This window comes from Leifsonia sp. GW821-FHT13C09 (genome assembly GCF_058806435.1).
In genome coordinates this window covers 366,479-378,806 of sequence record NZ_JBXAPS010000003.1, presented here as the reverse complement: position 1 = coordinate 378,806, position 12,328 = coordinate 366,479, and the positions used below count along the sequence as shown (strand labels likewise).

At 72.9% G+C, this 12,328-nt stretch carries 15 protein-coding genes; 3 read left to right on the top strand and 12 right to left on the bottom strand.

Annotation, left to right across the window (positions count from 1 at the left end; genetic code table 11):
* Positions 1-4 precede the first annotated feature (4 nt).
* From paaD to paaA, 4 genes are read right to left on the bottom strand one after another with little or no spacing between them, the layout of a single operon-like run.
* Positions 5-487 (bottom strand): 1,2-phenylacetyl-CoA epoxidase subunit PaaD, encoded by a 483-nt coding sequence (gene paaD / locus AC1ROW_RS13280; protein ID WP_493019373.1) that lies wholly within the window; start codon positions 485-487, stop codon positions 5-7.
* Positions 484-1,320, bottom strand: a complete 837-nt coding sequence (gene paaC, locus AC1ROW_RS13275) for a 1,2-phenylacetyl-CoA epoxidase subunit PaaC (protein WP_493019372.1) — start codon at positions 1,318-1,320, stop codon at positions 484-486. Before paaC ends, paaD begins: the two co-directional genes overlap by 4 nt.
* A complete protein-coding gene (gene paaB, locus AC1ROW_RS13270; protein ID WP_493019371.1) occupies positions 1,317-1,637 on the bottom strand; it encodes a 1,2-phenylacetyl-CoA epoxidase subunit PaaB in 321 nt (106 codons plus the stop codon). The genes paaC and paaB overlap by 4 nt, the downstream gene beginning before the upstream one ends.
* Complete coding sequence (paaA, locus tag AC1ROW_RS13265) at positions 1,634-2,620, bottom strand: 1,2-phenylacetyl-CoA epoxidase subunit PaaA (protein WP_493019370.1); 987 nt, start codon at positions 2,618-2,620, stop codon at positions 1,634-1,636. The genes paaB and paaA overlap by 4 nt, the downstream gene beginning before the upstream one ends.
* Positions 2,621-2,698: 78 nt before the next feature.
* On the opposite strand from paaA, the gene AC1ROW_RS13260 reads away from it, so the two are divergent.
* Positions 2,699-3,301 (top strand): TetR/AcrR family transcriptional regulator, encoded by a 603-nt coding sequence (locus AC1ROW_RS13260; RefSeq protein WP_493019369.1) that lies wholly within the window; start codon positions 2,699-2,701, stop codon positions 3,299-3,301.
* 7 nt (positions 3,302-3,308) lie between these two features.
* Here the strand turns inward: AC1ROW_RS13260 and paaZ are convergent, their stop codons facing one another.
* Complete coding sequence (gene paaZ, locus AC1ROW_RS13255; RefSeq protein WP_493019368.1) at positions 3,309-5,360, bottom strand: phenylacetic acid degradation bifunctional protein PaaZ; 2,052 nt, start codon at positions 5,358-5,360, stop codon at positions 3,309-3,311.
* A gap of 96 nt (positions 5,361-5,456) precedes the next feature.
* Here paaZ and AC1ROW_RS13250 point away from each other — a divergent pair, with 96 nt between their 5' ends.
* Complete coding sequence (locus AC1ROW_RS13250) at positions 5,457-5,861, top strand: PaaI family thioesterase (protein WP_493019367.1); 405 nt, start codon at positions 5,457-5,459, stop codon at positions 5,859-5,861.
* Here AC1ROW_RS13250 and AC1ROW_RS13245 read toward each other — a convergent pair.
* Genes AC1ROW_RS13245 through AC1ROW_RS13215 form a run of 7 tightly spaced genes read right to left on the bottom strand, consistent with a single transcriptional unit; the run spans position 5,833 to position 11,027 of the window.
* Positions 5,833-6,735 carry a 3-hydroxyacyl-CoA dehydrogenase family protein gene (locus tag AC1ROW_RS13245; protein WP_493019366.1) on the bottom strand — a complete coding sequence of 301 codons (903 nt, stop codon included), beginning with the start codon at positions 6,733-6,735 and terminating at the stop codon, positions 5,833-5,835. The two genes, AC1ROW_RS13250 and AC1ROW_RS13245, sit on opposite strands and share 29 nt — an antisense overlap.
* A complete protein-coding gene (locus tag AC1ROW_RS13240) occupies positions 6,732-7,475 on the bottom strand; it encodes an enoyl-CoA hydratase/isomerase family protein (protein WP_493019365.1) in 744 nt (247 codons plus the stop codon). Before AC1ROW_RS13240 ends, AC1ROW_RS13245 begins: the two co-directional genes overlap by 4 nt.
* Positions 7,475-8,671: a thiolase family protein gene (locus AC1ROW_RS13235; protein ID WP_493019363.1), complete on the bottom strand. Its 1,197-nt coding sequence runs from the start codon at positions 8,669-8,671 to the stop codon at positions 7,475-7,477. The genes AC1ROW_RS13240 and AC1ROW_RS13235 overlap by 1 nt, the downstream gene beginning before the upstream one ends.
* A gap of 40 nt (positions 8,672-8,711) precedes the next feature.
* Positions 8,712-9,908 carry a low temperature requirement protein A gene (locus AC1ROW_RS13230; RefSeq protein ID WP_493019362.1) on the bottom strand — a complete coding sequence of 399 codons (1,197 nt, stop codon included), beginning with the start codon at positions 9,906-9,908 and terminating at the stop codon, positions 8,712-8,714.
* Positions 9,905-10,144, bottom strand: coding sequence for a hypothetical protein (locus tag AC1ROW_RS13225; protein WP_493019361.1), 240 nt, complete (start codon positions 10,142-10,144; stop codon positions 9,905-9,907). Before AC1ROW_RS13225 ends, AC1ROW_RS13230 begins: the two co-directional genes overlap by 4 nt.
* Entirely contained in the window at positions 10,141-10,548 is a 408-nt protein-coding gene (locus tag AC1ROW_RS13220; RefSeq protein ID WP_493019360.1) for a hypothetical protein, read from the bottom strand. The genes AC1ROW_RS13225 and AC1ROW_RS13220 overlap by 4 nt, the downstream gene beginning before the upstream one ends.
* A 50-nt stretch (positions 10,549-10,598) precedes the next feature.
* Positions 10,599-11,027, bottom strand: a complete 429-nt coding sequence (locus AC1ROW_RS13215; RefSeq protein WP_493019359.1) for an Lrp/AsnC family transcriptional regulator — start codon at positions 11,025-11,027, stop codon at positions 10,599-10,601.
* A gap of 127 nt (positions 11,028-11,154) precedes the next feature.
* Between AC1ROW_RS13215 and AC1ROW_RS13210 the strand changes: the two genes are divergently transcribed.
* On the top strand, positions 11,155-12,258 hold the full coding sequence (locus AC1ROW_RS13210) for a thiamine pyrophosphate-dependent dehydrogenase E1 component subunit alpha (RefSeq protein ID WP_493019358.1): 1,104 nt from the start codon (positions 11,155-11,157) through the stop codon (positions 12,256-12,258).
* Positions 12,259-12,328: the final 70 nt, after the last annotated feature.

Sequence of the window (12,328 nt, the reverse complement as noted above, 5' to 3'; positions counted from 1 at the left end):
GCCCTCACAGAGCCTTGAAGTGGTCGAACGGCTCGCCGCACTCGTCGCAGACGAACAGCGCCTTGCACGCGGTAGAGCCGAAGTGGGAGACCTCCCTGGTCTTCAGCGAGCCGCAGTGCGGGCACTTGATCGCGAGCGTGAGCCGCACCGGGCCTGCGCCGGACGGCGGCGCGATGCCGTAGTCGCGGAGCGCGGCGCGGCCGTGCTCGCTGATCCAGTCCGTCGTCCAGGCCGGGGCGAGCGCCAGGCTGACCCGCACGTCGCCGAAGCCCTCGGCGGCGAGCGCGTGCACGACGTCCTCGCGGATGGCGTCCATCGCCGGGCAGCCGGAGTAGGTCGGCGTGAGCACGACCTCCACCCCGGTGTCGGTCACGGTCACCGCGCGCAGCACGCCCAGATCGTCGATGTTCAGGACAGGGACCTCGGGGTCGAGCACCGCGGCGGCGGCCGCCCAGGCCCGTCCCGCCTCGGCCGCGTGCCCGGTCACCAGCTCGCTCCGGGGTGCGAGCGGGTGAGCACCTGCATCTCCGCGAGCAGCGGGCCGAGGTACTCGGAGTGCCGGCCCCGGCGTCCGCCGCCCGCGGCGGTGAAGGTGCTCGGGAGCTCCAGCTCGGCCTCCGCCAGGATCGGCGCGATCGCCGCGTCGAAGGCGTCGCGCAGGGTCGACGGCCGCGGAGCGACGCCCTCCAGCCGGTCCAGCAGCGGCTCGTCGCGGAACAGCTCCGCCACGTACGGCCACAGGTCGTCGAAAGCGGTCAGCGTGCGCCGCCGGGACTCGTCGGTGCCGAGCGCCAGCCGCAGCACCCACTGGTCGGCGTGGTCGCAGTGGTAGGCGACCTCCTTGACCGCTTTGCCCGCGATCGCCGCGAGCACCGGGTCCTCGGAGGCGCGCAGGCGCTCGTAGAGCTCGAAGAGGTAGTGCGCGACCGCGAACTGCCGCACGATCGTGTGCGCGAAGTCGCCGTTCGGCTGCTCGACGAGGTGCGCAGAGCGGAAGTCCTGCTCGTCGCGCCAGTAGGCCAGATCGTCCTCGGAACGCTCGGTGGCGCTGCCGGCGTAGCGCAGCAGAGCGCGGGCGTGGCCCAGGAGGTCGAGGGCGATGTTCGCGAGCGCCACGTCCTCCTCCAGCTCGGGCGCGCGGGCGATCCACCAGCCGAGCCGCTGGGCGAGCACGAGCGAGTCGTCGCCGAGCCACAGCGCGTACTCGGCGACGTCGGGGGAGGCGGTCGTCTCGTCAGCGACGAACTCGGCGGACAGGGTCACGGTGCTGAGCTCGACGTGGCCGTGCTCGTCGCCGTGATCGTGGGCGGACTCGCTCACAGGTGCTTCACCCCTTCGCTCTCCGTGTAGTACGTGGCGTGCCGGAAGTTCTTGCCCTCGGGCGACGTGAAGAACGCGTCCTTGGCGTCCGGGTCGCTCGTGGTGATCGCGTCGGAGCGGACCACCCAGATCGAGACGCCCTCGCCGCGCCGGGTGTAGAGGTCGCGGGCGTTGCGCACCGCGAGCTCTTCGTCGGGCGCGTGCAGCGAGCCGACGTGCACGTGGCTGAGGCCGCGGGAGGCGCGCACGAAGACCTCCCAGAGGGGCCAGACTTCGTGGGCGGCCGCCTTGTGGGGGATTGGCTGCTTGTCGGTCATGCCGCGACCTCCTGAGCGCGAGCCTTCTGCGCCCTCTTCTCCGCATACGCCGCAGCCGCCTCGCGCACCCACGCGCCGTCCTCGTGCGCCTCGCGGCGGCGCTGCAGCCGCTGCGCGTTGCACGGGCCCTCGCCGGCGATGACGCGCTGCAGCTCGCTCCAGTCGATCTCGCCGAGGTCGTACGCCTGGCGCTCCTCGTTCCACTTCAGGTCCGGGTCGGGGAACGTCACGCCGAGCGCTTCCGCCTGCGGGACGAGCATCCCGACGAACCGCTGCCGCAGCTCGTCGTTGGAGAACCGCTTGATCTTCCACGCCATCGAGCGCGCGGAGTTCGGGGAGTCGGCGTCCGGCGGCCCGAACATCATCAGCGACGGCCAGTACCAGCGGTTCACGGCGTCCTGCGCCATCCGCTGCTGCTCCGGGGTGCCGCGCATGAGCGTCAGCAGGATCTCGAAGCCCTGGCGCTGGTGGAACGACTCCTCCTTGCAGATGCGGACCATGGCGCGGCCGTAGGGAGCGTACGAGCAGCGGCAGAGCGGCACCTGGTTGCAGATCGCCGCGCCGTCGACCAGCCAGCCGATCGCGCCGATGTCGGCCCAGCTCAGGGTCGGGTAGTTGAAGATCGAGGAGTACTTGGCCGCGCCGGTGATCAGCTGCTCCGTCATCTCGTCGCGCGTGATGCCGAGCGTCTGCGTCGCGGAGTAGAGGTAGAGCCCGTGGCCGGCCTCGTCCTGCACCTTGGCCATCAGGATCGCCTTGCGCTTGAGGCTCGGGGCCCGGCTGATCCAGTTGGCCTCCGGCTGCATGCCGATGATCTCGGAGTGGGCGTGCTGCGACATCTGCCGGATGAGGGTGCGCCGGTAGGCGTCCGGCATCCAGTCGCGCGGCTCGATGCGGGAGTCCGCCGCGATGAGCTGCTCGAAGAGCGCCTCGCCCGCGGCGTCGTCATCGGTGGGGACGGCGGTCTCCGTCGTGTTCGCCATTGAACCAGCTCCCATCATTACTTACTGATCGTTCGTTCAGTATATGCGAGCCGGGTGGGTTCATGCCACACTTGCCAGGTGACCGACACCCGGACGGCCGAGCCCCTGCGCCGGGGCCGGCCCGGCTACGACCAGCGCGGCATCCTCGAGGTCGCCGTGGCCGCCTTCAACGAGCACGGCTACGATGCGACCTCGATCGGGATGCTGGCCGAGCGCCTGGGGCTGTCCAAGTCGGCGATCTACCACCACGTCGCCTCCAAGGACGAACTGCTCGCGCTCGCGCTGGACGAGGCGCTCGACGGCTTGGAGGGCGCGCTGCGCTCGGCCGAGGAGACCACCGGAACCGCCGCCGAGCGGCTCGCGCAGGTGCTCCGCGGCGCGGTGCTCGTGCTGGTGGACCGCCTCCCGTACGTCACGCTGCTGCTTCGGGTGCGCGGCAACACGGAGGTGGAGCGGGCCGCGCTGCAGCGCCGGCGCGCCTTCGACCACGCGGTCGCGGCGCTGGTGGCGGAGGCGCGCGACGAGGGCTCGCTGCGCGTGGACGCCGACCCGGGGGTCGTCGCCCGCCTGCTGTTCGGCATGATCAACTCGCTGACCGAGTGGTACGACCCCGCCGGGCCGGTGCCACCGGACGCGCTCGCCGACACCATCCTCGCCCTCGCCCTGCGCGCGCCCGCCTGACCGCTTCCTACTCCTTCGCGACGAGCGTCAGCACGTCGTAGGACGCGACCAGCTCGTCCTTCTGGTTGAGGATGCGGGCGTCCCAGCGCACCTCACCGTAGTCCTCCGTCTCGCGCGGCGTGATCTGCTTGGCCGTCAGCGCGACCCGGATGCTGTCGCCGGGGGAGACCGGCGTCACGAACCGCAGGTTCTCCAGCCCGGAGTTGGCAAGCACCGGACCCGGCGCCGGGTCGACGAACAGCCCGGCGGCCCAGGACACGAGCAGGTAGCCGTGCGCGACGCGGCCGGGGAAGAACGGGTTCGCGGCGGCGGCCTCCTCGTCCATGTGCGCGTAGAAGGTGTCGCCGGTGAAGGTTGCGAAGGTCTCGATGTCGTCCAGCGTCACCCGGCGGGACTCGGACTGCACCTGGTCGCCGATCCGCAGCGTCGCGAGCGACTTGCGGAAGGGGTGCGGGCCGTCCGTCGCGGCGGCGGCGCCCTCGTGCCACACGCCGGTTACCGCGGTGAGGAGGTCGGGGGAGCCCTGGATCGCCGTCCGCTGCATGTGGTTCAGGACGGCACGGATGCCGCCCAGCTCCTCGCCCCCGCCCGCACGGCCGGGGCCGCCGTGGACGAGGTGCGGCATCGGCGAGCCGTGTCCGGTCGAGGTGCGCGCGTCGTCGCGGTCGAGCAGGAGGATGCGGCCGTTGTACGCGGCCGTCGCCAGCACCAGCTCGCGCGCGAAGTCCGGGTCGTGCGTGGCCGCGCTGGTGACCAGCGAGCCGCCGCCGAGCGCCACGAGCTCGGCCGCCTCGGCCGCAGAGCCGTACGGCAGCACGGCCGCGACTGGGCCGAAGGCCTCCACGGTGTGCGCCTCCGGCGTCCGGGCGTCGGCGAACCGCAGCACGATCGGGGCGACGAACGCGCCCTCCGGCTCGACCCCCAGGGTGCCGTCGCCGCGGCGGACGCTCGGCTGGTCGAGGCCGCCGATCGCGAGCTCGCCGCCCGCCGCCACCAGCCGCGTCACCTGGCGCAGCACCTCGGAGCGCTGCTCGCGCGAGGCGAGCGGGCCCATCGTGACGCCCTCCGCGCGCGGGTCGCCGATCACCACGCGCTCAGCGAGGCGTGAGCGCACCGCCCCGAGCAGGTCGTCCACGGCCGCGGCCGGGACGATCGCGCGGCGGATGGCCGTGCACTTCTGGCCGGCCTTCGCGGTCAGTTCCACGACGAGCTGCTTCACGTAGGCGTCGAACTCCGGCGTGCCGGGAAGCGCGTCCGGGCCGAGCACCGACGCGTTGATGGAGTCCGTCTCGCTCGTGAAGCGCACCCCGCCGGTCTGCACCGCCTCGTGCGACCGCAGCCGCTCGGCGGTGGAGGCCGACCCGGTGAACGCCACCAGGTCGCCGAGCCGCAGGTGGTCGAAGAGCCCAGGGACGCCGCCGCTCACGAGCTGGAGCGACCCGGCCGGCAGCAGGCCGGACTCGACCAGGATGCGCACCATCGCCTCCGCCACGTACGCCGTCGGCGTCGCGGGCTTCGCGAGCGTCGGCATCCCGGCGAGGAAGGACGGCGCGAACTTCTCCAGCAGCCCCCAGACCGGGAAGTTGAACGCGTTGATCTGCACGGCGACACCGGGCAGCCGGGTGAAGATGTGCTGGCCGAGGAACGAGCCGTCCTTCGCCAGCGACTCCGCCGGGCCGTCCACGACGACCTGCGCGTTCGGGAGCTCGCGGCGGCCCTTCGAGGAGTACGTGAACAGCGCGCCGATGCCGCCGTCCACGTCGATCCAGGCGTCGGTCCGGGTGGCGCCCGCGCGGGCGGAGAGGTCGTAGAGCTCCTGTTTGCGCTCGGTCAGCACCTGCGCCATCCGCTTGAGCAGGACCGCGCGCTGGTGGAAGGTCAGCTCGCCGAGCGACGCCTGGCCGACCGTGCGCGCGTACTCGAGCGCGCCGGCCAGGTCGGCGCCCTCGGCGCTGACGCGGGCGACGAGCTCGCCGGTGGAGGCGTCGCGCACCTCCGCGGCGCCCTCGTCGGACGCCGGGCTCCACCACTGATCGCGCAGGTAGCTGGGCAGACTCATGATTCGGTACCTCCCGGGAGGGTGCGGAGCGACGGCGCTCGGCTGGATCGGACATGCAGGAATCGGACGGACGGGGATCGGACATAGGCTGGTGCCGTGGCCGATGGAGACTGGACGATCGAGCTCGGCGAGCTCGACGAGAAGATGGGCGTGCGCATCCTGGAGCAATCCGCCGAGCGCGTCGTCGCGACGATGCCGGTGGCGGGCAACCGCCAGTCGTTCGGGCTGCTGCACGGGGGTGCCTCGGTGGCGTTCGCGGAGGCGCTCGGCTCGTGGGCGGCCGTCATCCACGCCGGGCCCGGCCGCAGCGCGGTCGGACTCGACATCAACGCGACGCACCACCGGTCGGCGCGCAGCGGCCTCGTGACCGGGGTCGCGACCGCGATCCGGCTCGGCAGGACGGTCACCTCGCACGAGGTGGTCCTCACCGACGAGGAGGGCAACCGGCTCTGCACCGTGCGCATCACGAACCTCATCGTGGCGGCTCCGGAGCGCGCGTGAGCGGTGCGCCGCCCGCGGTGTCGCCGTCCCACACGTAGAACCCGCGGCCGGACTTGCGGCCGAGCAGGCCGTCCGCGACCATGCGGCGCAGCAGTGCGGGAGGCTCGAACCGCGGCCCCAGCTCGCTCGCGAGGTACTCCGCGATGTCGAGTCGCACGTCCAGCCCGACGATGTCGGTGAGCCGCAGCGGCCCGACCGGGTGCTTGTAGCCCAGGGTCATCGCCGTGTCGATGGCATCCGGGGAGGCGACGCCCTCCTCGACCATCCGCACAGCCTCCAGCCCGAGCAGCACGCCGAGCCGGGACGAGGCGAAGCCGGGAGAGTCGCGCACCACGATCGGCGTCTTGCCGAGGGCGCCCACCCAGCCGGTGGCGAGTTCGAGGGCGCTCGGCGCGGTGGCCTGCCCGGCCACGACCTCCACCAGTGCGGAGGCGGGCACCGGGTTGAAGAAGTGCATGCCGAGGAAGCCACCCGGCCGCTCGAGCACCTCGGCGAGGCCGTCGATGGACAGCGAGGAGGTGTTGCTCGCGAGCACCGCGCCGGGCTCCAGAAGCTCCTCGGCGCGGCGGAGCGCGTCGTGCTTGAGCTCAGGAAGCTCGGGCACGGCCTCCACGACGAGGGCGGCGCCGCGCAGGGCGTCCCAGGAGGTGGTGGCGATCAGCCGGTCGGAAGCCGGGGCGGTGGCGCCGCGGCGCACGCTGCCGTCGATCGCAGCCTCGACGCGCTCGCGGGCGGCGTCGGCCGCGGCGGCGTCGCGCTCGACGACGGCGACGCGCGCGCCCGCCATCAGGAAGGCGTGCGCGATCCCCGCGCCCATCCGGCCGCCGCCGATCACGCCGACGTTCTCTGGGACCCCGCTCCGCTGGTCGCTCATCGCCGCCTCCGCTCCAGGAACTCGGTCATCCGCCGCTGCTTCTCGGGCGACTCGAACAGCACGGCCTGCGCCTCCCGCTCGGCGTCCGGATGCGCGCCGAGCGGCGCGCGGAGGAGCCGCTTCGTGTACTGGGTCGCGAGGGGATCGTTCTTCGCGATCCGGTCGGCGAGCGCGTGCGCGCCGGCGAGCAGCTCGCCTGGCTCGAACAAATCGCTCACGAGCCCGGCGGCCAGCGCCTCCGCGCCGTTCAGCACGCGTCCGGCCATCGTGATCTCGGCCGCGAGCGACTCGCCGACGAGCTGCGGCAGCCGCCAGAGGGCGCCGGCCGCGGCGATGATGCCGAGCGAGGTCTCCGGGTTGCCGATCCGCAACCGAGGGGTGCCCAGCCGGAAGTCCGCGGCGTAGGCGAGCTCGGCGCCGCCGCCGAGCGCATAGCCGTCCAGCGCCGCGATCACCGGCATCGGGAGTTCGGCTATGCGGAGGAAGATCGTCGCGTTGATGGCGCGGCGCGCGTCGGCCGCGGTGCGCTCGCGCAGTTCCGCGATGTCGGCGCCGGAGGCGAAGACGCCCTCGGACCCGGTGAGGATGAGGATGCGCGGGTCGCGCTCCAGGCCGTCGCAGAGCGCGTGCAGTTCGTCCACCATCCGCTGGTCGATCGCGTTGCGCCGCTCGGGACGGTTGAGCGTCGCGACCACCCGGTCGGCGCTCTCGGTGACCAGCAGCGTGGTCGGCTCGGCCATCACAGCGCTTCCACGATCAGCGCAGCGCCCTGCCCGACGCCGACGCACATCGTCGCCAGGCCGTACCGAGACCCCTCCCGCTCCATCCGGCCGAGCAGCGTCACCAGGATGCGCGCGCCGCTCGACCCGAGCGCGTGCCCGAGCGCGATCGCGCCCCCGTCGGCATTCACCCGCGCCCGGCCGCTGTCGTCGTCCAGCCCCAGTCGGCGCAGGCAGGCGATCGCCTGAGCCGCGAAGGCCTCGTTGAGTTCGATGCTGCCGATGTCGCCGAGTTCCAGGCCGGAGCGTTCGAGTGCGCGATTCGTCGCGGGGACGGGGCCGAGTCCCATCACCTCCGGCGCCACGCCGGCGCTCGCCGAGGCGACGATCCGCGCGCGCGGGCGGAGGCCGTAGCGCTGCACGGAGTCGCCGCTCGCGACGAGGATCGCGGACGCGCCGTCGTTGAGCGGCGAGGAGTTGCCCGCGGTGACGACGCGGCCTCCAGCGACCACCGGCCGCAGTGCCGCGAGGGCGGCCGCGTCGGTGTCGCGGCGGATGCTCTCGTCGGCCGTGACCTCGCCGGCCGCCGTCGCAACCGGGACGATCTCGTCGGCGAAGCGACCGGCGTCGGTCGCCGCCGCGGCGCGCCGGTGGCTCTCCAGGGCGAAGGCGTCGGCCTCCTCCCGGCTGATCCCGTCGAGCCGGGCGACTTCCTCCGCCGTCTCCGGCATCGAGTAGGTGGCCTTGTCGCGCTCCAGGAACCGCGGGTTGGTGAACCGCCAGCCGATCGAGGTGTCGAACTGCGGCCCCGGCTTCGCCCACGGCCGTGCCGGCTTGGCCTGCACCCAGGGCGCCCGCGTCATCGACTCCACGCCTCCGGCCACGATCAGGTCGGCGTCGCCCGCGCGGATCGCCTGCCCGGCGAGCGTGACGGCGCTGAGGCCCGACGCGCAGAGCCGGTTGACGGTCACGCCCGGCACGGTGTCCGGGAGGCCCGCCAGCAGGGCGGCCATCCGCGCCACGTTCCGGTTGTCCTCGCCCGCCTGGTTCGCGGCTCCCAGCATCACGTCGTCCAGCGCTGCGCCGTCGACCCCCGCGCGACGCACCGCCTCACCCACCACCAGGGCGGCGAGGTCGTCGGGCCGGACGCCCGCCAGTGCTCCGCCGTAGCGTCCGACCGCGGTGCGGACACCGCCGACGAGGTAGGCCTCGGCCATCGCAGCTCCTTCGAATGCGAATTACCGAACGAACGTTCAGCTAGTAAATAGTCGCAGAACCCCGACCGGCGAGCAACCGGCGCGCCCGCGAGGCGAGCTCCGCCGACGTCACGACCACCCCCAGGATCACCACCGCGCAGCCGATGGCGGCCGCGGCGGGCAGCCACAGCGCCGCCACCGCGAGCGCGGCGGACAGTCCGACCGCCGGCGACGCCCACCGCAGCACGACCCCCCACGGGTCGCCGTAGCGCCGCGCGATGACCGCGTTCGTCAGGTAGAACAGTGCGATCCCGCCGCCGAGCGACGCGGCCAGAGCGGGCGGAAGCGGTTCGCCCGGGTGTGCGATCCCCTCGGCGAGCGCACCGGACAGGGCGGTGACCCCGGCCAGCAGCAGGAACGGCAGGAAGGCGACCGTGTCGCGGATCGTGCGTGCGTCGCCGGCCGCCAGCAGCCGCTCGAGCCCGTGGGTCATCGCAGCCACGCCGTACAGGAAGAACGACCAGGCCAGCCCAGAGGTCAGCAGCAGCCCGAGCACCCCCACGAGCCCGGCGGCGAGCGTCCAGGCGCCGCTCACCGCGTCCACGACGCTCAGTACGGACTCGCCCAGCACGATGATGACGAGCAGCCCGAACCGCTCGGACAGGTGCTCGACGTTCAGGCGTTCGAGGGCGATCGCCGCCCAGCTCCCGGAGGTCGCGGTCAGCAGCACGACCTCCAGCACGATCGCGACCGCCCACAGCACGTAGTCCGCCGGAGCCGGCAGGGCGATCGACACCAGCCAGATCGCGGCAGTCAGCCCGTTGTAGGCGAGGATGCGGACGCGGGAGGCCTTCCCGTTCGACCAGGAGAACCGGATCCACACCACCAGCAGCAGCACGCGCAGCAGCGCGTTGCCGGCCGCGAACAGCCAGGCCCGCTCGCCGACCGCCTGCGGCGCGGCGACCGCGAGCGCTCCGACGGCGAACATCGCGATCAGCATCACGATCGACAGCCGTCGCGCGCTGAGTTGCGGCGACACGTCCACGACGAAGGTCAGGTTCACCCACGACCACCACACCGACGCGAACAGGGCGACGAACACCGCGAGCGTCCCGAACGACGGCTCGGTGTGCAGCCCGTGCGCGAGCTGCCCCACGAGCGCCACGAACACGAGATCGAAGAACAGCTCCATCCAGTGCGCCCGCGACGGATCCCGGTCGCCGGCGACGGGGAGCCGGGGGAGGGAGGGGGCGCTCATCCTCGCCGGCCGGCGCTGAGGAAACCGTCCACCGCGGCGCGCACCCGCTGGTCGTCGGCGTAGCCGGACAGGGAGATGCCGGAGAGCGCGCTCCACGCGGCGGGACCGGCGAGCGCCGCTGCACGGTCCCGATCCGACCGCAGCCGGGAGGCCCGCACGATCAGCGCGGCGACCGTGAGGGCGACCGCCAGCACGACGACGAAGGAGGCCAGAACGACCACGATGGTGGTGCTCACGGCTGCGCTCCCGGTGCGGGCGGCGCCGGCGGCTGCCGCAGTGCGAGCAGCTCGGCGAGCAGCCCCTGCGCCAGCACGAACGTGCGCTGGGCGCGGCGCGCGAGCACGTAGAAGACGCCGCCGCTGAGCATGGTGACCGTCCCGGCGATGAGCACCCAGAGCCACGCGGCCACCGGCACCGGGTTCACTCCGGGATTCGACTGCAGCACCGGCACCACGAGCGAGAGGATGACCCCGGACCCGGCCGCCGCGAGTGCTTTGGCGAGCGTCATCGTGTGCTCGTAGCGCCAGGTGAGGGCGACGGTCAGCCCGTCGACGGCGGCACGATCGCCCAGGCGGGCGAGGGCCATCAGGTCCCCGACCGTGAGCTCCGACGTGAGCGCGCCCGCCGCAGGGTTCGCCATGGGGTGAGCGTAGCGCCGCCCGGGCGATTCGGCACGAGTCCTGAGGCCCGCTACCGCAGGTCGTGGTCCTCGAACACCAGCGACGTCTTGGTGTCCCGCACTGACGGCATGGTGGTCAGCTCCTCCAGCACCACTCGCCGCAGGTCCTCGTTGTCGCGGGCCCGCACCAGCAGGATGACGTCGAAGTCGCCGCCGACCAGCGCGAAGTGCTCGACCTCCGGGATGGCGCTCAGCCGAGCGCGGAGGTCGTGCCAGGCCGCCTGCTCCACGCGCATGGTCACGTACGCCGACGACGCGCGGCCGGAGCGACGCGGGTCGACCTTGGCCGTGAACCCGGTGATCACGCCCTCCTCGACCAGGCGGGAGACCCGGGCGTAGGCGTTGGCGCGCGAGACGTGCGCCGCCTCGGCGACGGCGGTGATGGAGGCGCGACCATCGGCGCGCAGTGCGTCGACGATGCGGGTGTCGATGTCGTCCATGGTGGGAGACAGTTTGACACCGATCGCACCGTTGCGCATCCATTCGTCTCGAAACTCCCGGACACCTGGCGAAGTGGGTCCAGCGAAGTCATTCTGATGATCAGCGACGTCTTTCGAAGGAGAACAGATGCACGCCGACGATCTGATGCCGGGCGACACCCCGCTGCGGCTCATCGACGAGCAGGGCTCGGGCCACCCGCATGAGCACTACGCGTTCCCGGCCACCGACCGCCTCCGCGACGGCTACGGCCGCCTCGTGCTCGGCCGGCGGCTCAACGACCAGGCCGACGCCCTGGTGCGGCAGGGCAAGCTGGCCGTCTACCCGTCGTCGCACGGCCAGGAGGCCTGCGAGGTCGCGGCGGCGATGGTGCTCGGCGAGCAGGACTGGCTGTTCCCCACCTACCGCGACTCGGTCGCAGTGGTCTCCCGGGGGGTGGACCCGTTCGAGGCGTTCCTGCTGCTGCGCGGCGACTGGCACTCGGGCTACGACCCGAACGAGTACCGGGTGGCCCCGCAGGCGACGCCGCTCGCCACCCAGCTCCTGCACGCTGTCGGCTTCGCCCACGCCGCCCGGATGCGCGGTGAGGACACCGTGGTCGTTGCGCTGTGCGGCGACGGCGCCACCAGCGAGGGCGACTTCCACGAGGCGCTCAACTTCGCAGCCGTGTTCCACCTCCCGGTGGTCTTCCTGGTCCAGAACAACGGGTACGCCATCTCCGTTCCGCTCAGCCGGCAGACGGCCGCGCCGAGCTTGGCGCACAAGGGCGTCGGGTACGGCATGCGCGGGCGCCTGGTGGACGGCAACGACCTCGCCGCACTGCTCGCGGTCCTGGACGAGGCCGTCACCGAAGCCCGCGAGGGCGGCGGCCCCACCCTGGTGGAGGCGCTCACCTACCGGATGAAGTCGCACACCAACGCCGACGACGCCAGCCGCTACCGGAGCTCCGCGGAGGTGGAGCCGTGGATCGCCCGCGACCCGCTGCTGCGCCTGCGCACCTGGCTGACGGCGGAGGGCGCGCTGACGGACGCCGACGACGCGGAGTTCCGCTCGGACGCCGAGCGCGTCGCCGCCGACCTCCGCACCCGGATCATGGTCGACGCCGAGCCGCGGCCCCTCGACCTGTTCGAATACGTCTACGCGTCGCCGACGCCGCAACTGCGCGAGCAGTCCGAGTTGCTGGCAGCCGAACTCGCCGCCGAGTCCCGCACCACCGAGGAGGTCGCCCGATGACGCTCATGCACGACGCCCCCGCCGACCGGCAGCCCGACGACCGGCAACCCGATGACCGGCAGCCCGACGA